This is a genomic window from Fulvivirga maritima, from assembly GCF_021389955.1.
Lineage (GTDB): Bacteria > Bacteroidota > Bacteroidia > Cytophagales > Cyclobacteriaceae > Fulvivirga > Fulvivirga maritima.
In genome coordinates, this window is sequence record NZ_CP089980.1 from 3,602,239 (window position 1) to 3,620,626 (window position 18,388).

General features: G+C 39.2%; 15 protein-coding genes. 11 read left to right on the forward strand and 4 right to left on the reverse strand.

What is annotated here, in order from left to right:
- Positions 1 to 256 precede the first annotated feature (256 nt).
- The 4 genes from LVD15_RS15355 to LVD15_RS15370 all read left to right on the forward strand — a co-directional run bounded on the left by LVD15_RS15355 (position 257) and on the right by LVD15_RS15370 (position 7,864).
- Entirely contained in the window at positions 257 to 5,014 is a 4,758-nt protein-coding gene (locus tag LVD15_RS15355) for a T9SS type A sorting domain-containing protein (RefSeq protein WP_233776103.1), read from the forward strand.
- Between the two features lie 310 nt (positions 5,015 to 5,324).
- A complete protein-coding gene (locus LVD15_RS15360) occupies positions 5,325 to 5,582 on the forward strand; it encodes a DUF4212 domain-containing protein (protein WP_233776104.1) in 258 nt (85 codons plus the stop codon).
- 50 nt (positions 5,583 to 5,632) lie between these two features.
- Positions 5,633 to 7,324, forward strand: coding sequence for a sodium:solute symporter family protein (locus LVD15_RS15365; protein WP_233776105.1), 1,692 nt, complete (start codon positions 5,633 to 5,635; stop codon positions 7,322 to 7,324).
- 138 nt (positions 7,325 to 7,462) lie between these two features.
- Positions 7,463 to 7,864 (forward strand): hypothetical protein, encoded by a 402-nt coding sequence (locus tag LVD15_RS15370; RefSeq protein ID WP_233776106.1) that lies wholly within the window; start codon positions 7,463 to 7,465, stop codon positions 7,862 to 7,864.
- A gap of 5 nt (positions 7,865 to 7,869) precedes the next feature.
- Here LVD15_RS15370 and LVD15_RS15375 read toward each other — a convergent pair whose 3' ends face one another.
- Positions 7,870 to 8,718, reverse strand: coding sequence for an AraC family transcriptional regulator (locus LVD15_RS15375; RefSeq protein WP_233776107.1), 849 nt, complete (start codon positions 8,716 to 8,718; stop codon positions 7,870 to 7,872).
- A gap of 91 nt (positions 8,719 to 8,809) precedes the next feature.
- Here LVD15_RS15375 and LVD15_RS15380 point away from each other — a divergent pair, with 91 nt between their 5' ends.
- The 3 genes from LVD15_RS15380 (at position 8,810) to LVD15_RS15390 (ending at position 11,821) form a co-directional block, all read left to right on the forward strand.
- Complete coding sequence (locus tag LVD15_RS15380) at positions 8,810 to 9,751, forward strand: NADP-dependent oxidoreductase (RefSeq protein ID WP_233776108.1); 942 nt, start codon at positions 8,810 to 8,812, stop codon at positions 9,749 to 9,751.
- An 86-nt stretch (positions 9,752 to 9,837) separates the two neighbouring features.
- A complete protein-coding gene (locus tag LVD15_RS15385) occupies positions 9,838 to 10,680 on the forward strand; it encodes an aldo/keto reductase (protein ID WP_233776109.1) in 843 nt (280 codons plus the stop codon).
- A 157-nt stretch (positions 10,681 to 10,837) separates the two neighbouring features.
- Positions 10,838 to 11,821, forward strand: a complete 984-nt coding sequence (locus LVD15_RS15390; protein ID WP_233776110.1) for an aldo/keto reductase — start codon at positions 10,838 to 10,840, stop codon at positions 11,819 to 11,821.
- A 201-nt stretch (positions 11,822 to 12,022) separates the two neighbouring features.
- Here LVD15_RS15390 and LVD15_RS15395 read toward each other — a convergent pair whose 3' ends face one another.
- Together LVD15_RS15395 and LVD15_RS15400 are read right to left on the reverse strand one after the other, a co-directional pair.
- On the reverse strand, positions 12,023 to 12,886 hold the full coding sequence (locus tag LVD15_RS15395) for an alpha/beta fold hydrolase (RefSeq protein ID WP_233776111.1): 864 nt from the start codon (positions 12,884 to 12,886) through the stop codon (positions 12,023 to 12,025).
- A 55-nt stretch (positions 12,887 to 12,941) separates the two neighbouring features.
- On the reverse strand, positions 12,942 to 13,505 hold the full coding sequence (locus tag LVD15_RS15400) for a TetR/AcrR family transcriptional regulator (protein WP_233776112.1): 564 nt from the start codon (positions 13,503 to 13,505) through the stop codon (positions 12,942 to 12,944).
- Positions 13,506 to 13,630: 125 nt separating this feature from the next.
- Between LVD15_RS15400 and LVD15_RS15405 the strand changes: the two genes are divergently transcribed.
- From LVD15_RS15405 to LVD15_RS15410, 3 genes are all read left to right on the forward strand, one after another.
- A complete protein-coding gene (locus LVD15_RS15405; protein WP_233776113.1) occupies positions 13,631 to 14,476 on the forward strand; it encodes a methylated-DNA--[protein]-cysteine S-methyltransferase in 846 nt (281 codons plus the stop codon).
- A gap of 134 nt (positions 14,477 to 14,610) precedes the next feature.
- Positions 14,611 to 14,739, forward strand: coding sequence for a 2OG-Fe(II) oxygenase (locus LVD15_RS27290; RefSeq protein WP_370687420.1), 129 nt, complete (start codon positions 14,611 to 14,613; stop codon positions 14,737 to 14,739).
- A gap of 436 nt (positions 14,740 to 15,175) precedes the next feature.
- Entirely contained in the window at positions 15,176 to 15,739 is a 564-nt protein-coding gene (locus tag LVD15_RS15410) for an alpha-ketoglutarate-dependent dioxygenase AlkB family protein (RefSeq protein ID WP_306416719.1), read from the forward strand.
- Between the two features lie 54 nt (positions 15,740 to 15,793).
- On the opposite strand, the gene LVD15_RS15415 is transcribed toward LVD15_RS15410, so the two are convergent.
- Complete coding sequence (locus LVD15_RS15415; protein ID WP_233776114.1) at positions 15,794 to 17,335, reverse strand: Ig-like domain-containing protein; 1,542 nt, start codon at positions 17,333 to 17,335, stop codon at positions 15,794 to 15,796.
- A 175-nt stretch (positions 17,336 to 17,510) separates the two neighbouring features.
- Between LVD15_RS15415 and LVD15_RS15420 the strand changes: the two genes are divergently transcribed.
- Positions 17,511 to 18,386: a T9SS type A sorting domain-containing protein gene (locus LVD15_RS15420; RefSeq protein ID WP_233776115.1), complete on the forward strand. Its 876-nt coding sequence runs from the start codon at positions 17,511 to 17,513 to the stop codon at positions 18,384 to 18,386.
- The last annotated feature ends 2 nt before the right edge of the window (positions 18,387 to 18,388 follow it).

Sequence of the window (18,388 nt, forward strand, 5' to 3'; positions counted from 1 at the left end):
ATAAAAAATCAATTTTCTTGCTTAGATGGTGTTTTGTTACATAATGGATTGAAGTTATTCAATAGAATACATACTTAGGTGATTTTGTGTATCAATGATGTGATATTATTGTCTTATATAAAGATTATTTCCGCCTGTAGGAAAATTTCATGCAGCTTAATTTAATTAAATAACTGAAAATCAAGTGATTAATATTTAGGTTTGATATTGGCATCCTCTTTTTCTGAATGTATGAAATTATTAAAAATATTAAGAAATGAGGGGTGCTATATTTGCAGGGTTAGTTTTCTTTCTTTTTCTGGGCCAATCTTATGGTCAAAACTGTGCTTCACCTTACGTGGTGGATTGGGATGATTATCCCTTAGGTACAGATCCCAGAAATCAGACGTATTCGGTGAGTGATGTGGAATTTAGTATTAGTTCCATAGATATTTATGGCCATGTAAGCGGTTTTGAGGTTTCTAACTCGCTACAAGGGATAAGAAGTATTGTGTGGGAGCAAACTATTGATAATAGAAACGAGTATGCTATTGCCACATTTAAGTTTAGTAAGCCTACCTATTCGTTTAATTTTACCATTTTTGATGTTGACCAGGGCGTTTTTCAGGATTCTTTAACTATTAATGGTTATTCTGATGGCAAACTGGTTACTCTGGTTGGGGCAGACGTTACCACCTCTGCAGCCAATACTTTTATTGGTAATAACACCGTTTTAGGAACTGGTTTTGCAGATAATAATTCAGCTGATGGTAACGTGACCATTACCGTACCTGAAACGATCGATTCATTAGTCTTTTTATACAATAACTATACGCCAGCTACTTTCCAGACTATAGGTATTCATGATTTTTACTGGTGTGGTGCAGATAATGATTACGATCATGTGCTCAATGTAGATGATGCTGATGATGATAATGACGGTATCCCAGATATTACAGAAGCAGGTGGTGTAGACCCGGGAGCTGATGAAGATGGTGATGATATTCCTGATTATATGGATAGTGATTTTTCCGCTTTTGTTGATGTTAATGCAGATGGTATTCATGATGGCTATGATGCTGATTTAGACGGAATTCCTAATCATCTGGACAGAGATTCTGATAATGATGGAATACCAGATGCTGTGGAGGCCAATGGTGGCGTATTGCCCGATAATATGTCTGATGACGGCCGTTATGAGGTGACTTATGCTATGGCTAATGACACTGATGCTGACGGAATAGTAAATGATCTGGATACTGATAATGGAGGTGCTCCATTAGCCAATAATGATACCGATGGAGACGGCATTCCCGATATGCTGGATGCGGATAGCGATGGCGATGGTATACCTGATAGCATTGAGGCCGGAGCAGTAGATGCTGATGGAGATGGACGTGCAGATGACTTTTTTGATGCAGATAATGATGGTATTAATGATAATTATGACCTTACAAATAATGGTGATGTACTGCTTATAGCAGATACCGATGCCGATGGTTTGCCAGATTATCGAGACATAGATTCAGATAGAGATGGTATTCCTGATAATGTGGAAGCACAGAGCTCATTGGGGTACAGGGCTGAGTCAGGATTGGATAGTGATGGAGATGGTATTGATGATGCCTATGATGTAGATGGAAGCGGCGCCATAGTATTGCAGGATACTGATGGTGATGGAAAATATGACTTTATAGATGGTGATTCTGATGGAGATGGATTGAGAGATATTTTCGAAGCTAATGACGCTAATAGCGATGGTCAGTTTAACCTGTTCAATCATAATACTGACACCGATGGTGATGGCTTGGCTAATATGTTTGATGCTGACAATGGTGGCAGCCCTGCGCCATTGCAAAATACAGATGGTGATGCTTTGCCCGATTGGCGTGATAATGACGACGATAATGATGGTATTTTAACAGCCAACGAAGATTTTAACCTTGACTTCAACTATGCAAATGACTTTACGCAAGGGGGCAACCCTACACCAGATTATCTTTTTTATACTGATGATATGGATGGTGATGGCGTTAGTGCTGATGCCGATATTGATGATAACAATGATGGAATAGCAGATGTAGATCAGGGGTATGGAGTAGATCCTGGTGCGGATGCAGATGGTGACGGCACTCCAAATTATCTGGACAGTGACTTTGTACACCCAACCAAAGGCGCTTTTGTAGATGCTAATGCTGATGGAATAAACGATATTTTCGATATAGATCAGGATGGTATTCCTAATCACCTGGATTTAGATGCTGATAATGATGGCATACCAAATGCAGTGGAAGCTAACAGCGGCGTGCTACCTGCTAACATGACAGAAGACGGGCAATTTACATCTTCCTATGCCAGTGCTAATGATAGTGATGCAGATGGTTTGGTTGATGATGTAGACCCTTCTACCGGCGGCACAGCCTTAACTACAGATACTGATGGTGATGGAGTAGAAGATTACCTGGATGCAGATTCTGATGGAGATGGAATTTTAGATAGCGATGAGGCTGGTGCCTATGATAGCAATAACAATGGTATTAATGATAGCTACAGCAATATTGATGGTGATGCTTTACCCGATTACCTGGATGCTGATTCTGACGGAGATGGAATAACTGATAATGTAGAAGGCCAGGCAACAGTAAGTTATTCGGCGCCTACCGGCATTGATACTGACGGTGATGGGCTTGACAACGCTTATGATACGGATAATGGAGGTGTAGCCTTCTCTCCCTATGATGCCGATGCTGATGGCACTGCCGACTTCAGAGATACAGATAGTGATAATGATGGTGTAGCGGATAGCATAGAAGGTCATGATGCCAATTCTAATGGTACTGCAGATAGAACTGCTAGCGGAACTGATACTGATGGGGATGGCTTGGATAATGCTTTTGATCCGGATAACGGTGGCGTGGCAGCTTCAGTACAAAATACCGATGGCAGTGGTGAGCCTGACTTTAGAGATAATGATGATGATGATGACAATATCCTTACAGAAAATGAAGCGGTAGATAACGATCCTGCTAATGGTATAGCTGATTATTTGGAAGCCACTACTAATCCTTGTGGAGGAGGCTATGTGCAAAGAAATATTACTGGTAATGCTTCTTCAGTGGTGTTTAATAATGGTGTAACCAGTGCTAATAACTCATTGGGAGCGGCTAATTTTGATGGAACTACCGGTACAGTAAGCACCTTTCAGAATGGAGACTACATGTACCTTGACCTTCAGGAATATGTGCCTGCGGGTGAAACTATTGAAATCTATATGGTTACCAGCAGTGGAGATGGCATGTTAGTGGCCACCAGTAATGAGATTAATAATGGCTACATTAACCTTTCTGGTAATACTACATTTACTGATAATGCAGGAGGCAATCAATGGACTATTTATTACTACACTGTCCCTGCTGAAGGAGCCAGATATATGTTATTCCAAAGAACAGCCGGAACAGTCTACTTAGATGCAGTGGGCTATAATTTCAATAAATGTATAGATGATAAAGATGCCGATGGCGTGGCCGATGATATTGATAATGATGATGATAACGACGGTATAGCCGATGCCGATGAATTGCCAGCCACCTATGGTTCTGACCCTGACGCTGATGATGACTATGACGGTATTCCTAACTTTAGAGATTCAGATTTTGCCGGATTTACTGATAGCAATTATGATGGTGTAGATGATCAGACTGATTATGATCAGGATGGTGTGCCTAATCACTTAGACCTGGATAGTGATAATGATGGACTGGTAGATGCTCTTGAAGCCAATGGTGGCACCTTGCCCGCTAACATGACGGGCCAGGGAAATTATACAGCCACTTATGTGAAAAATAATGATTCTGATAATGATGGCTTTGCTAATGCAGTAGATAATACTCCTCTGCCTAACCCCGACAGTGATTCTGATGGTCTGAGAGACATTTATGATAGAGACTCAGATAATGATGGTATCACTGACCTGGTAGAAGCTGGAGGAACTGATGTAGATGGCAATGGCATTCTTGATAATTTCAGTGACTCTGATGGCGATGGCCTGGGCAATAGCGTAGATCAGAATAATTCAGACCTCGCCCTTTCAGTGCCAGATACTGATTCTGACGGCACACCAGATTATCTGGATACAGACTCAGATGGCGACGGAATAAGAGATATTATAGAAGCTCATGATAGTAATGCTGATGGCGTAGCTGATTGGGATGATAATGGCAATACTTTCCTCGATGCCGCTGAAGGGTTCGCTGATGCTGATGGCGATGGTATACTGGATGCTTTTGATAGAAATTCGGGTGGAAGAATAGCCTCACTAACGGATGTGGATAATGATGGGGTTTATAATTTCCAGGATAATGATGACGATGATGATGGTACACCTACTGCAGATGAAGACAGTAACGGTAATAATATCTGGTCCGATGACTTCTCTGCAGGACAAACAGGAACGCCAGATTACTTGTACAATGCTTTAACCGCGTTGCCTGTAGAGCTACTATCTTTTGAAGGTGTATTTAAAGAAGATTATATACAGCTTACCTGGGTTACTGCTTCCGAAGTGAATAATGAGGGCTTTGAAGTAGAAAGGTCAGTAGATGGAAGAAATTTCGAAATGATAGGCTTTGTACACGGAAACGGAACTACTAAAGACGTGCATAGCTATAATTATAATGATAAGGGTTTTGGTACAGCTCCTATCTACTATTACCGATTAAGGCAGTTGGATTATGATGGTCAGCATGAATATAGCAGAGTAATAGCAGTATATCTAGAAGGAGTGCAGGCGCAGCAGCCAGTGGCAGTAAGTGCATTCCCTAACCCTTGTACGGACTATATCAATGTCAAATTCAGTAATTATGATGAAGCTTTTGAATATGAAATCATCAATTATGCTGGTGATGTGATAGCTGCAGGAGTGATGAATGATACGATGGATGCCAGACTCAACGTAAGTCAGCTGAAAGAAGGTATCTATATTCTCAAAATCAATGGATATAACTTCGAAAAAGCGCTTAGAATAGTGAAAAGATAATAAAACCTGCAAATGAGTGAATAACTCATACATTCAAAGAGAGCCGTCTCAAAAGTGAATTTTGAGGCGGCTTCATTTTTTAATCATCTGTACAGTATCTTTTAAATAAATTAATAATCCAACTCAAAGTGTATCAAGGGGGAATGTTATTGTTGCTGCATTATTCACAAACTAATAGTTTGTTTTATAGCCAAGGTTACATGTTGCCTAAAATGAAGCTGGTAACTGATTAGATTAGTTAATGATTGATTAAATACAATATTTTATTAAATTGTTTAATTATTTAGCTTAACTACTAACCTCATTACTCATGAACCAGAACAATCATAAACGGTACTGGAAAAGAAATCTTTTATACCTCATCATACTGCTTTCCATTTGGTTTGTAGTGTCCTTTGGTTGTGGAATATTATTGGCAGATCAGCTCAATCAATTTCATATAGGCGGGGCCAAGTTGGGCTTTTGGTTTGCTCAGCAGGGCTCTATTTATGTTTTTGTCATACTCATATTTGTTTATGTAGTACTCATGAATCGCCTCGATCGAAAATTTGATGTGGATGAGGAGTAATCGCTCTTATCCTTCTCTTAAACCTTAATCACCCTTAACCAACTCAACTCATGGATGTTCAAATCTGGACCTACATTATTGTAGGACTTTCCTTCGCTTTATATATAGGTATTGCGGTGTGGTCTCGCGCTTCCTCTACCAAAGATTTTTATGTAGCCGGTGGTGGAGTGCACCCATTGGCGAATGGTATGGCCACGGCTGCTGATTGGATGTCAGCGGCCTCTTTTATTTCAATGGCTGGCATTATTTCCTTTATGGGATACGATGGATCTGTCTACCTCATGGGGTGGACCGGCGGGTATGTATTATTGGCACTTTTGCTGGCACCCTATTTACGCAAGTTTGGCAAATTTACCGTCCCTGATTTTATTGGCGATAGGTACTACTCAAATGCAGCTCGAACGGTGGCAGTAATTTGTGCTATTTTCATCTCCTTTACCTATGTAGCAGGTCAGATGCGCGGAGTGGGAGTGGTATTTTCTCGCTTTTTGGAAGTGCCTGTAGAGTGGGGAGTGATCATTGGGATGTTTATTGTGTTCTTTTATGCAGTGCTTGGAGGCATGAAAGGCATTACTTATACTCAGGTAGCTCAGTTTTGCGTGTTAATATTTGCCTATATGGTGCCTGCTATTTTCATAGCACTGCAACTTACGGATACCTTGCTGCCGCAGCTGGGCTTTATGGGGACCTTGAAAGATGGCTCTTTTCTTTTAGATAAGCTCGATGGCTTGCATCAGGAGCTTGGTTTTGCTGCTTATACCAGTGGTTCAAAAGATGTTTTTGACGTTTTTTGTATCACCGCGGCCCTTATGATTGGCACCGCGGGACTACCTCATGTAATAGTTCGATTCTTTACAGTTCCCAGGGTGAAAGATGCTCGTACCTCTGCCGGTTATGCACTTATATTTATAGCTATTTTGTATACTACAGCACCAGCCATTGCTGCTTTTGCCAGAACCAATCTCATCGATACAGTGAGTGATAAACCTTATGACACTATGCCTGAATGGTTTTCAAAATGGGAAAGTACAGGTTTGATAACCTATGATGATAAAAATAATGATGGTAAAATTCAATATTTGGGCGATGCTGCCAATAACGAATTGCAAATAGATCGTGATATTATGGTGCTGGCTAACCCCGAAATAGCGCAGTTGCCTAATTGGGTAATTGCCTTGGTAGCTGCTGGTGGCTTGGCCGCGGCACTCTCTACGGCAGCAGGTCTTTTGCTGGTTATTTCTACAGCGGTATCACATGACTTGATTAAGAAGCAATTGGCTCCCAATATTTCTGAGGGAAAGGAGCTGATGTGGGCGCGTATGGCTGCAGGTGCAGCGGTGATAGTGGCTGGCTATTTTGGTATAAACCCTCCCGGTTTTGTGGCTCAGGTGGTGGCTTTTGCTTTTGGCTTGGCGGCGGCATCTTTCTTCCCAGCTATAGTATTGGGTATTTTTTATAAAAGAATGAATAAGGAAGGAGCAATAGCGGGAATGGTGATAGGCTTGTTATTCACCATGTCTTACATCATTTATTTTAAATTCATATTTAGTAGTGCTGATGCTGCTGATCACTGGTGGTTAGGCGTATCTCCGGAAGGAATAGGAGCAGTAGGAATGGCTATTAACTTTGTGGTTTCGATCATTATATCTGCTTTTACCCCTGCGCCACCGGCTGAGATCCAAGATATGGTGGAAGATATCCGTTATCCCAGAGGGGCTGCAAAAGAGGTGGAGGTGCATTGAGTTTTATGATAATTAGTAGATTTGTAAAAAAGTTTGTAAAAAAGTTTGTAAAAAAGTTTGTAAAAAAGTAGGTGTATTAAAAATGTTAAAGATAAAAAAAGATCAACCTTTAAGGTTGATCTTTCGCAGGACATTTTAGTGGATAAATTAACATATCAAAATGATAAGATTCAATTGATCAAAACTGGTGAGTTGAACTTTGAGTCGAAGTTTAAATACAGTTACTATTTAAATTCTTTTCATCTGTTTTTAAGAGGGGGTGTAACTCTGGTAAATAAAAATGGAACAATTGAGATAACTATTGAAAATAGGCTAGATCCATTTGATAGATCATTTCTTTTTGTGATCTACATATTATTTTTTGGTATTTATATGATAACCTTATTAAAGGGGATAAGTGATTTGAATAATGCATATGTGTTCTTGTTTCCTATCGTTATGAGTGGGGTTGGTTATATACAACTGAGTACGCTTCATGAAGAGTCGGTGGATGTCATAAAAAGAATAGCAAAGAATCCCGTTCCTCCCACTTTTAATTGATAGTTCTAGACCACTACCTTTCTCATCTCTTTCCTAAATGCCACCGGACTCATACCTCTGTTTTTTCTAAAGAATTTATTCAGATGACTCTCATCAGTAAATCCCATGGTAAAGGCAATTTCATTAATACGAAGGCTACTGTGTTTCAAGCGATGTTCTATCAGTTTTAAGCGATAGCTGGTAATATATTGCTGTAGGGTTTCTGATGTATGTTTTTTGAAATATCGGCCTAAGTATGATTCAGAAATGCCAAATACACTGCTAATGGCTTTTGATCTTATCTTGTCAGGTTCATAAATATGCTGCTGTATATAGTGTAGAATATCCAGAATTTTTTCTTCACTATATTCCGTTATGGTGTTTGGCAGGTATTTAGCTATGTTGCGAGCCACTACTACAATCAAGGTGTTGATCATTTGCTCAGTTAATTCGGTATTATACAAATCCTGATTGAGGTACTCACGAATGATAGCCTCTACCATAGGCCTTACCAGTAATTTATCACTTTGGTTTTTCAGTATACATCCAGGTTGTCTACCAGCATTTTGAAGTATAAACTCTATTCTTTCAATATTGGTACTTTGCAGCCCAGCAGATTGAATATAAATATCATTAAACCTAAGAAAGAAAAAGGTGGTGGGCTGTTCGATTTCAAATTGATGACAATCATACGGGGTGATCAAAAACATGTGATTATCACGGTATTTGAACTTGTTTTGGTTGATGCATTGATACCCAGAACCAGAAAGCACATATACCAGCTCGAAGAATGTGTTTTTCCTACCCATTTCCGGGCTTTCCTCCATGGTAACATATTCTACCTCATAGGGTTGGTACAGACTTTTCTTTTTCATACTACAAATTACAGGATTAACGAAAACATATACCACTACTTGGTTTGTTATCTGGTATATATTTGTCATACAAAAACAGCAATAAGTATTTATGAAAGCAATAGTATTAGAAAAAGGCGGTGGAGTAGAAGAGTTAAAGCATAAAGAAATAGATAAGCCTGCAATTCAGGAAAACGAGGTGCTTATAAAGGTAAAAGCATTGGGTATTAACCCTGTAGATGTAAAAACCAGATCAGGGAAGGCCTTTTACAGTAAGCTGGAAGGCGATGATCTTATGATTCTGGGTTGGGATGTAGCCGGAGTGGTGGAGGCTGTAGGTAGTGCAGTTGCTAAGTTTAAAGAGGGCGATGCTGTATTTGGGATGGTTAACTTTCCCGGACACGGTAAAGCTTATGCTGAGTATGTAGCTTCACCGGCAGATCATTTGGCTCTAAAACCTGAAAAGATATCCTTTGAAGAAGCGGCGGCATCTACTTTGGCGGCGCTTACCGCATATCAGGATCTGGTTCATCAGGCTAATGTGCAGGCTGGGCAGCGCGTAGTGGTACATGCAGCAGCGGGTGGCGTAGGGCATTTTGCAGTGCAAATAGCCAAAAGCCTGGGCGCATATGTAATAGGTACATCCTCTGCAGGCAATAAAGATTTTGTGTTAGAGCTGGGAGCTGATGAACATATAGATTATAAAGCTAAGAATTTTGAAGAGGTGGCCAAGGATATTGATCTGGTGATAGAAATAGTAGGTGGAGAAAACATTAAGCGATCAGTAAATACAGTGAAGCCTGGTGGTAAGCTGGTAAGTAATCTCGGTTTTAATGATGAAGCAGCGGCCTTAGCGGAAAAAAGAGGAGTTGATGGTAAGAACTATCTGGTACAATCTAGCGGTGAAGACATGGATCAGTTAGCTGACCTGCTGGCCACAGGGAAAGTAAAAGCACATGTATTTAAGACCTTTGCTTTTGATGAATTGGCTGAAGCTCATTTACAGGTAGAAACTGGCCACACAAGAGGTAAGGTAGTGGTTACATTACCTTAAAAATAGTCTAAAAACAATGCTCTGGGCTTAACCAAATGGCCTTTAAGAACATTATACCTATATCAACTAACCTAAAAAATATAGTTATGGTAACAGAAAAAGTAAATCTCACATATAAAATCGGTGACCTTGAAGTGAACCGATTAGGTTTTGGTGGCATGCAACTGACCGGAAAAGGCGTTTGGGGTGAAGTACCGGATAGAGAAAATGGCCTTAAAGTGCTGCAGAAAGCAGTGGAGTTGGGCGTTAATTTCATTGATACCGCAGATTCTTATGGGCCATATACTAATGAAAAACTAATAGCAGATGCCTTACATCCCTATAAAGAAGGATTGGTTATAGCCACTAAGTCTGGATTAGAAAGGCCTGGGCCAGATAATTGGGTGCCTAATGGAGATCCCAGTCATATTAAAAAGGCCATTGCAGGGAGTATGGAGAGGCTTCAGGTAGAGCAAATAGACTTGTGGCAGCTGCACAGGATAGATTCAAAAGTGCCGGTTAGGGAAACCTTAGAACCCGTAATAAAAGCGGTTGAAGATGGAAAAATAAAGTATGTTGGCCTTTCTGAGGTAACGGTAGATCAAATTAAGGAAGTTCAGGACTTGTTGCCGATTGTTTCAGTACAAAACAGGTACAACCTGGGCGACAGAGAGTGGGAAGAAGTGCTTGATTATACTACAGAAAACGGCTTGGCATTTATTCCCTGGTTTCCTTTGGCATCAGGACCAGATAAGATGCAGGAAAAAATAGAAAGCATAGCTAAAAAGCATTCGGCTACCACAGCTCAGATAGCGCTGACCTGGTTACTGAAAAGAGCAGAGAATATATTGCTGATCCCGGGTACCAAGTCGCTAGAGCATTTGGAAGAAAATATTAAAGCCACAGAGATAGAATTGACAGATAGTGAGTTTGAGGCTTTATCTAAGTGAATTTAAAAGGTGTATCAAAAGTGTTTCTAACAAGGTAAGAGGTGATATTGTGCCTCGCAATAACTAGTGTAGAACGAGTTAGTCTGAAGTACATGAAGGCTAGCCGCAATAAGAATTATCAACTTTGATACACCTTCATTTTAAATAATATTTAATTATGAAACAAAGAGAATTAGGAAAAACTGGCGTGAAGTTATCAGCCATAGGGCTGGGCTGCATGGGTATGAGCCATGCTTACGGCGAGCGTAATGATGCCGAATCTATTGCTACTTTAAAAAGGGCGATTGAATTAGGCATTAACTTCTGGGATACGGCGGATATTTATGGCAATGGAGAAAATGAGAAGTTAATTTCAGAAGTGCTTAATAGGCATAGAGATAATATATTCCTGGCCACTAAGTTTGGGTTTGTTCCGGGAGAGGGCATGTACAATAATTTCGATGGTTCACCCAAGCATGTTAAAGAAGCAGTGGAGGCAAGCTTAAAACGATTAAATACAGAAGTAATTGATTTGTATTATGCTCACAGAGTAGACCCGAAAGTGCCTATTGAAGAAACAGTAGGAGCTATGGCGGATCTGGTAAAAGAAGGGAAAGTCAAATATTTAGGACTCTCAGAAGCTTCCGCTACTTCTATAAGAAAAGCTCATGCAGTGCATCCTATTTCGGCCTTGCAAAGTGAGTATTCTTTACTTACCAGAGAGGTGGAAAATGAAATATTGCCTCTGTGTAAGGAATTGAATATCACCTTTGTGCCTTTCAGTCCGTTAGCGAGAGGTTTGGTAACTAATACACTTAATGTCGCTGAGCTGAAGGATAATGATTTTCGTAAGCAGCTACCTCGCTATCAGGAGGAATATGCTGAGAATAATCAAAACCTGGCTAGGGAATTTGCGGCGATGGCGCAGGAGAAACTTTGTACACCCGCACAGCTGGCTATAGCCTGGGTGCTACATCAGGGAGATAATATTATCCCTATTCCTGGTACTAAAAAACGTAAATATTTAGAAGAAAATGCCGGAAGTGTGGAGGTGGAACTTACTCCTGATGACTTGAATAAAATTGAAGATTTATTAAAAAAATATCCTGATACCGGAGCCAGGTATAGTGAGAAAATGGCTCAGATGGTAGATAAGGGATAGGAAGATAGTTTTTTGCTAAGACTAATGTTAATAATGTGTAAAAGAGGGTGTATCAAAAGTGCCTATGGCTATTGGTTTTCAAATTGAGGTACTTGAAATAGGCTTCTAATTAAAATTCGGAAGACTTTTGATTCCTCAATCTGGCTTAAGATAACTTTTGATACAACTCTTTTATAACTCTAAATAAGGACTATTTTCATTTTATGAAGGCAATGCTTTCATAAAGCTCCTGATCTTTTCAATAATTTCTTCGCCACATTCTTCTAAGGCAAAATGTCCGGTGTCATAGAGGTTATAATCTATGTTTTTGATGTCCTTCTTAAAAGCACTGGCTCCACTTTCGGGGAAATATTCATCGTTTTTACCCCACACTACCAGCACGGCAGGTTGGTGTTCTCTCATGTACTGCTGCCATTCCGGGTATAGTTTCACGTTATTTCTATAATCATAAAACAAGTCAAGATTAAGCTCATGTACATTAGGCCTTGATACTTTTAGCAAGTCTATATTCCAAGTGTCAGGATTTATGTTTTCCTCGTTTTTAGTACCATGTACATAGTGCCATTTTAACCCTTCTACTGTAAAAGCATGATGTAGCGCTTTTTCAGTTTCTGGATTTCGATCTTTCCAGAGTGCTTTAATATCTTCCCAAGCCTCACCAAGACCTTCTTCATAAGCATTTCCATTTTGCGTGATGATGGCTGTTATTCTTTCCGGATGAGCCGTGGCTATTCTAAACCCAACCGGAGCGCCATAATCCTGCATCATAATAGCATATGAATCAATGCCTTTTTGCTCAAGAAACAGGTTAGTAATTCGAGCCAGGTTATCAAAGGTATATTCAAATGTTTTGGGAGGCGGAACATCACTGTTTCCAAACCCCGGATAGTCAGGAGCAATAAGGTGAAACTCATCATATAACTGATACATCACCTTCCTGTACTGATGTGAAGAAGATGGATATCCATGTAGCAACACAATGGTTGGCTTTTCAGGGTTTCCTGCTTCTCTATAAGCTATGTTTATACCTTCTACCTCTAAGTTTTTATACGTTATTCTGTTCATAATCATTAAATTTTAAATTTACGGAACGATCGGTAAAATTTGTAATCAAATTTTTTTATTCCTTTAAATATCGATTTTCAATGTTTTTAAGGGTCATTTCAAAAATGTCAGTTTTATTGGTTCCGTGGCTTACCACCAGGCTTCCTTGTATTTCTACCAAAGAGAGCAAAGCATAGTCTTTAGATTTTTTCGGCTCTAAGCCTAAATCCAGTCCTATTTTATAAAACACATCTAACCAATCATTAAACCCCTGATTAATCTGCTCTTGAAACAATTCCAGACCGCCTTGCATAGAAAGCGCTCTTAGCAAACAAACATTTTTACCATTATCGTAAAACGCCTTTATTTGATCTATTCCTTTTTTGAACCTTTTTATAGCAGGGAGCTTTTTATCTAAAAGCGTATCAAAAATGGTTTCTTGCGCTGTCTCTGCCACGTCGTTAAGTACCGCAGTCGCCATTTCCTGTTTGCCCTTAGGAAACCTGTGGTAAAGACTGGCTTTCATTAAGCCCGTAGCTTCTGACAGGTCTTGAAGGCTGGCTCCTTCATACCCTTTGGTGCGAAAAACTTGTGTAAGCCCTTCTAAAACCTGTGTGTCTAGTACTTTTTGTGGTCGCATGTATCAAACTTAGAAAACTTATAAATAATTACCAAACGATCGGTAAAATAACAAAGAAACTCAGCAAGATTCGGATTGTAGTTGTGCTCATGATCATGGAGTTTTGTAATATTAATTTTAAGAAAATGGAAACTAAGGACAAATTAAGCTTTGATAGGATAGCCAAGGCTATAGAATATTTACAAGCACATTTTAGGCTACAGCCCAACCTTAATGAGGTGGCCAGGCAGGTACATTTGAGTCCTTCACATTTTCAGCGACTTTTTACCGAGTGGGCAGGTACCAGCCCTAAAAAGTTTTTGCAATACATAAGTGTGGAGCATGCAAAAGCCATACTACAGCAGCAGGAGGGGAGCACTTTATTTGATGCTACATTTGAAACGGGGCTGTCTAGTACCAGTCGTTTACATGATCTTTTTGTGAATATTGAAGGCATGACACCCGCAGAATATAAGAATGGAGGAAAGAACCTAATCATTAATTATAGCTGGGCCGAAAGTCCGTTTGGTCACGTGTTGGTGGCGTCTACTCAAAAAGGCATATGCTATATGGAGTTTCATCAGGAGGAAGAAAGTGCCGTGGAAATGCTCATGGCTAAGTATCCAAAGGCCTCTTTTAATAAAAAAATGGATGATATGCAGCGCAATGCTCTGATTATTTTTCAAAAAGACTGGAGCCAGCTTTCTAAGGTGAAGTTACACTTAAAAGGCACTGATTTTCAATTAAAAGTATGGGAAAGTCTGCTAAAAATCCCGATGGGTAAATTATCTACCTACGGGCGCATTGCTGAGCAAATAGGAAATCCTAAAGCCTCCCGAGCGGTGGGTACGGCGGTAGGTAATAATCCAGTAGCCTTTTTAATACCTTGCCACAGGGTGATACAATCTTCAGGGGTATTTGGAGGTTATATGTGGGGAACAGACCGAAAGACCGCGATTATAGGTTGGGAGGGAGTGAAGGTAGCGCAGTAATGGAGAGCATGGTTTCAAAAGTGAAAACGCTAGACTTTTAGTCTCTAACTTCAGAAATGCATGAGAAAGGTCAAATGAAACCAACGTCCTCGATTTTGAAATATGAAAAGACAGATTTAATGCAGTGACTTTTTATCACCAACTTCTGGCTTGTAAAAGGATCAAGAGCTTATTATAGAGTGACTATTAAGCAAGGAGTGAGTGGATTGGTATCAGGTGAGAAGTTTGTGATGGCAGTTATTTTTCACGATGCGGTTAGTTAATTATCTTAATTTTTCATTTTTGGCTTGATCCAAAAACGAAACAAAAAAATCAAGACTCTGATGAGAATAGCTAAATTTCAATCCATGACGCTAAAAATATCCAAACTCACCCGATTATCATCGGGCTCAAACAAGGATATTTTCTTAACGCTCTATTACTTGAAATTCTTAACGCATTTTCATCAAGGTCGATAGAATTTTTATATGCTAAACCACTCTTCCATATCAAAAGAACAACTATTTAAACTCATCAAGTCAAATAAAATTCAGTTTGCTGGGAATAGAAAACTGAAAATTTATGGCACACTCCAGTGTAAATCAGGCAAACGGATGAAGAGTGAAAACAGAGTATTCTTCATATCTAAAAGGTAAGCTGAAGAACAAGACTATAGGCCCTGTTCACATTGTATGAAAGAATTTTACGAACTTTGGAAACATGGATCTCTTTAACCCTCAACCAGATAAAACCACTAATTGGCTGCCTTACGGTGGCACAGTGCATTATTTTGGGTATGTGCTATCTCAAAAAGATGCAGACCACTATTATGATGTTTTGATGGATACCATAGAATGGCGCCATGACGAGGCGAATATGTATGGTAAGAAGTTTATTACCAAGCGCAAAGTGGCCTGGTACGGAGATGAGCCTTATGAATATACTTATTCTAACACCACCAAAATGGCATTACCGTGGACGGAAGAATTAAAGCAACTCAAAGCTATAGTGGAGCAGGAAACCGGAGAAACATATAATTCTTGCCTGCTCAACTTATATCATACCGGAGAGGAAAGCATGGCCTGGCATAGCGATGGTGATCTGGACTTGAAAAAGAATGGATCAATAGGTTCACTAAGTTTGGGAGCAGAAAGGAAATTTGCCTTCAAGCATAAGCAAACCAAAGAGAAAGTAGAGTTGGTGTTAGCTCATGGTAGTCTGCTGGAGATGACTGGCACCACCCAAACCCACTGGTTACATCGGCTGCCGCCCACCAAAAAATAAAAAGGCCAAGAATTAACTTGACCTTTAGAACTATTGTGACCTAATTCCGGATAATTAATATCCGATATTATGTCGGACTATTTTCAGTTCTTGAGAATTATGAAATAAATCGTACCCATTGCTATAATAAGACTTTAGGATGTAGTCTTCGTAAGATTGGCAGATGTCATAATCAAATAATTCGCCGTTAATTCTAACGTCGTTTCCATTGATAAATTGCTCTTTTCTAATTCTAGGATATAGCTCAAGAATCTCAGTAGGCAATTCGGGAAAATGTACTTCATCATAGGTTTTAGACTCTGTGTGCCAATAATATCTATCACTGTTTGGTGAATTAGATAAGTTAGAAAAACTTGTCCAGTTTAGTGAAAGAAAATCATAGTCTCCAGAAATATCAACTGATACTTCATTTTCACCAGTTTCCTGTATATCAAGCTGTGCATTAAGAAATTCAAAATTGGTGCTTACATCTCCGGTTTTTGTGTAGCTGTAGCTGTGGTTGCCATTGGTTTCCTTTACTTCTATTAAAGATTGATACCTGTTGAAAGGATGATCATTAGGGAAATAGAAAACATAATTATCTGTCATTTCATAGTTTGATACAAGCACTTTGGCTTGTTTTCCATGCTCAATAGACCTTACTGAATGGCTGGCGATATGATAATTAGGATTATCCATACTAATAGTAAGTTCATCCATATTATAATTCATTTGGCTCAGGGAAACCTCATAGGTTGCATTTCCCATGTTTTTAATAAGTTGGTAGGCAGGACCATCTACTGTGTTTAACATGAGATAAGTAGACCTCTCTTCTGGATTCTGAGGTATTTGTACATAGGATTCTTTTAATTCAGTAATGTTAGTGAAATAGTCCAGAGTAGAAAGCGTACCTCCTGAATGTTCAGGTATATCACTGAAATTGATATCAATATAGTTCGAAAAATAGTCTATTTCGGTATCTCTACCTAGTTGAAATTCACCTGGGCTTAGTTTATAAATGCTCTTTAAAATTACTGCATCACCACGTTCAGGGTTATTATAGTGCTGAATGGTAATATTATGCATCGCAAATAAGGCTTCATTGAAGTCCGATGGTCTTTTGAGTTTGATGGACTCTCCAGAGTTATTCGTTTTTATATATGTAAGCAGTTCTCCATCATCAGATGTTAAAATAATATACTGGTTTTCATGATATTCAATATCAGCTATGCTAAAGTCTAATAAGGTGTTGTTGATTTTAACGTCCAGGTTTTCAGAAGTGATTTCCTGACCTGACTGGTCAAAAGTAACAGCCTTTAGAGTATAATCACCATCTTCGTATTCCTGCGAGTTAAAAGTAAATTCGTAAGGTTCAGAGGTGAGGGTGGCTAGGAGTTCTTCATTGAGAAAAACCTCAATTTTGTCAGGATCTTGATTAGCGGTCACTTCAAAAGTAACAGTAGCTTCATTCCAAACGGTTTCCTCTGACTGTGGAGATGTGAAATTGATTTCATGTTCTACATCTATAATATCTTCTGAGTTGTCATCATCGCTACAACTAGTAAAACCAAAAAATGCGAATAGTAGAGAGTTAATGAGTATGAGTTTTGATTTCATGAAAAAATGTACTTGATAATTAAATGAGATTATTGTTTAAAAATTTATACTATATAAAGTATTTATATTTTTTAATGCTTTTTAAATATGTAATTCTTGATTAAATTAAGATATGATTTTTGCGGGCTACGCATTGAAAATCAAAATTATATAAACCAACCTAAAACCTAAACCTATGAAACGACAACTTTTACTAACTGCTGTACTCTTTGTACTGATGATGACGGGCTATGCTCAGGTGATTACTGTAACGGGAGGCCCGGGCCGGGTAAATAATAATACTGTAATTAGTGGCTTACCATTCACTGCTACTGTAACGGGGCTAAATGGCACTCCTCAGCGCTGGTCTGTAGGGATCGGAACCGTTAATGGCCAGCTTATTTACAATACCTCTAGTACCAGTATTTCAAATGCCATAGTAGATAGAACCCTCACAGGAAATATCGCATTAATTTCAGTAGGAGCTACTAATGGAAATGGGGTCGCGAGGTATCTTAATGTGGAATCGTCTGAATGTGAGTCTAGTCTAGGGGTTTTACAGGCAATTAACTGTCAATTTGCTGATGCTATTTTATTTCCTGTTCCTAATGGAGCCACCAGTTATAATTGGTCCGTTTCTCCTAGTAGAATTTTTACTAATAATGGAAGTAGCATCAGGATAAGCAGGCCACGTCCTAATACCACATATACAGTTACCGTAACAATCACTGGTGGAGTATGTGATGGAGAAACTATAACTACAACATTTAATACAGGAGATTGCGACGGTATTTTTGAGCCATTGTCAGAAGACGAATTGACCGAAGAAGACTTGACCATATACCCTAATCCTGTGAATACCGATGAGTTGTATGTTCAATTTGGTAAACCGGCACTTAATAGTGAAATCAGCATCTTATCAGAAGATGGATTGAAGATAGATGGTCCGAGCATAGAGAATAATGGGGGCGGAGCCATCATAAATTTAAAAGGTTTAACACCTGGCACCTATTACCTGAAAATAATAGATGCTACCGGCAAAGAAAACGTCAAACGTTTTATAGTGGAATAATT

Coding starts and splice junctions, on each gene's coding strand:
- LVD15_RS15355 (WP_233776103.1), top strand. CDS start 257: ATGAGGGGTGCTATATTTGCAGGGTTAGTTTTCTTTCTTTTTCTGGGC.
- LVD15_RS15360 (WP_233776104.1), top strand. CDS start 5,325: ATGAACCAGAACAATCATAAACGGTACTGGAAAAGAAATCTTTTATAC.
- LVD15_RS15365 (WP_233776105.1), top strand. CDS start 5,633: ATGGATGTTCAAATCTGGACCTACATTATTGTAGGACTTTCCTTCGCT.
- LVD15_RS15375 (WP_233776107.1), bottom strand. CDS start 8,718: ATGAAAAAGAAAAGTCTGTACCAACCCTATGAGGTAGAATATGTTACC.
- LVD15_RS15380 (WP_233776108.1), top strand. CDS start 8,810: ATGAAAGCAATAGTATTAGAAAAAGGCGGTGGAGTAGAAGAGTTAAAG.
- LVD15_RS15385 (WP_233776109.1), top strand. CDS start 9,838: ATGGTAACAGAAAAAGTAAATCTCACATATAAAATCGGTGACCTTGAA.
- LVD15_RS15390 (WP_233776110.1), top strand. CDS start 10,838: ATGAAACAAAGAGAATTAGGAAAAACTGGCGTGAAGTTATCAGCCATA.
- LVD15_RS15395 (WP_233776111.1), bottom strand. CDS start 12,886: ATGAACAGAATAACGTATAAAAACTTAGAGGTAGAAGGTATAAACATA.
- LVD15_RS15400 (WP_233776112.1), bottom strand. CDS start 13,505: ATGCGACCACAAAAAGTACTAGACACACAGGTTTTAGAAGGGCTTACA.
- LVD15_RS15405 (WP_233776113.1), top strand. CDS start 13,631: ATGGAAACTAAGGACAAATTAAGCTTTGATAGGATAGCCAAGGCTATA.
- LVD15_RS15410 (WP_306416719.1), top strand. CDS start 15,176: ATGGATCTCTTTAACCCTCAACCAGATAAAACCACTAATTGGCTGCCT.
- LVD15_RS15415 (WP_233776114.1), bottom strand. CDS start 17,335: ATGAAATCAAAACTCATACTCATTAACTCTCTACTATTCGCATTTTTT.
- LVD15_RS15420 (WP_233776115.1), top strand. CDS start 17,511: ATGAAACGACAACTTTTACTAACTGCTGTACTCTTTGTACTGATGATG.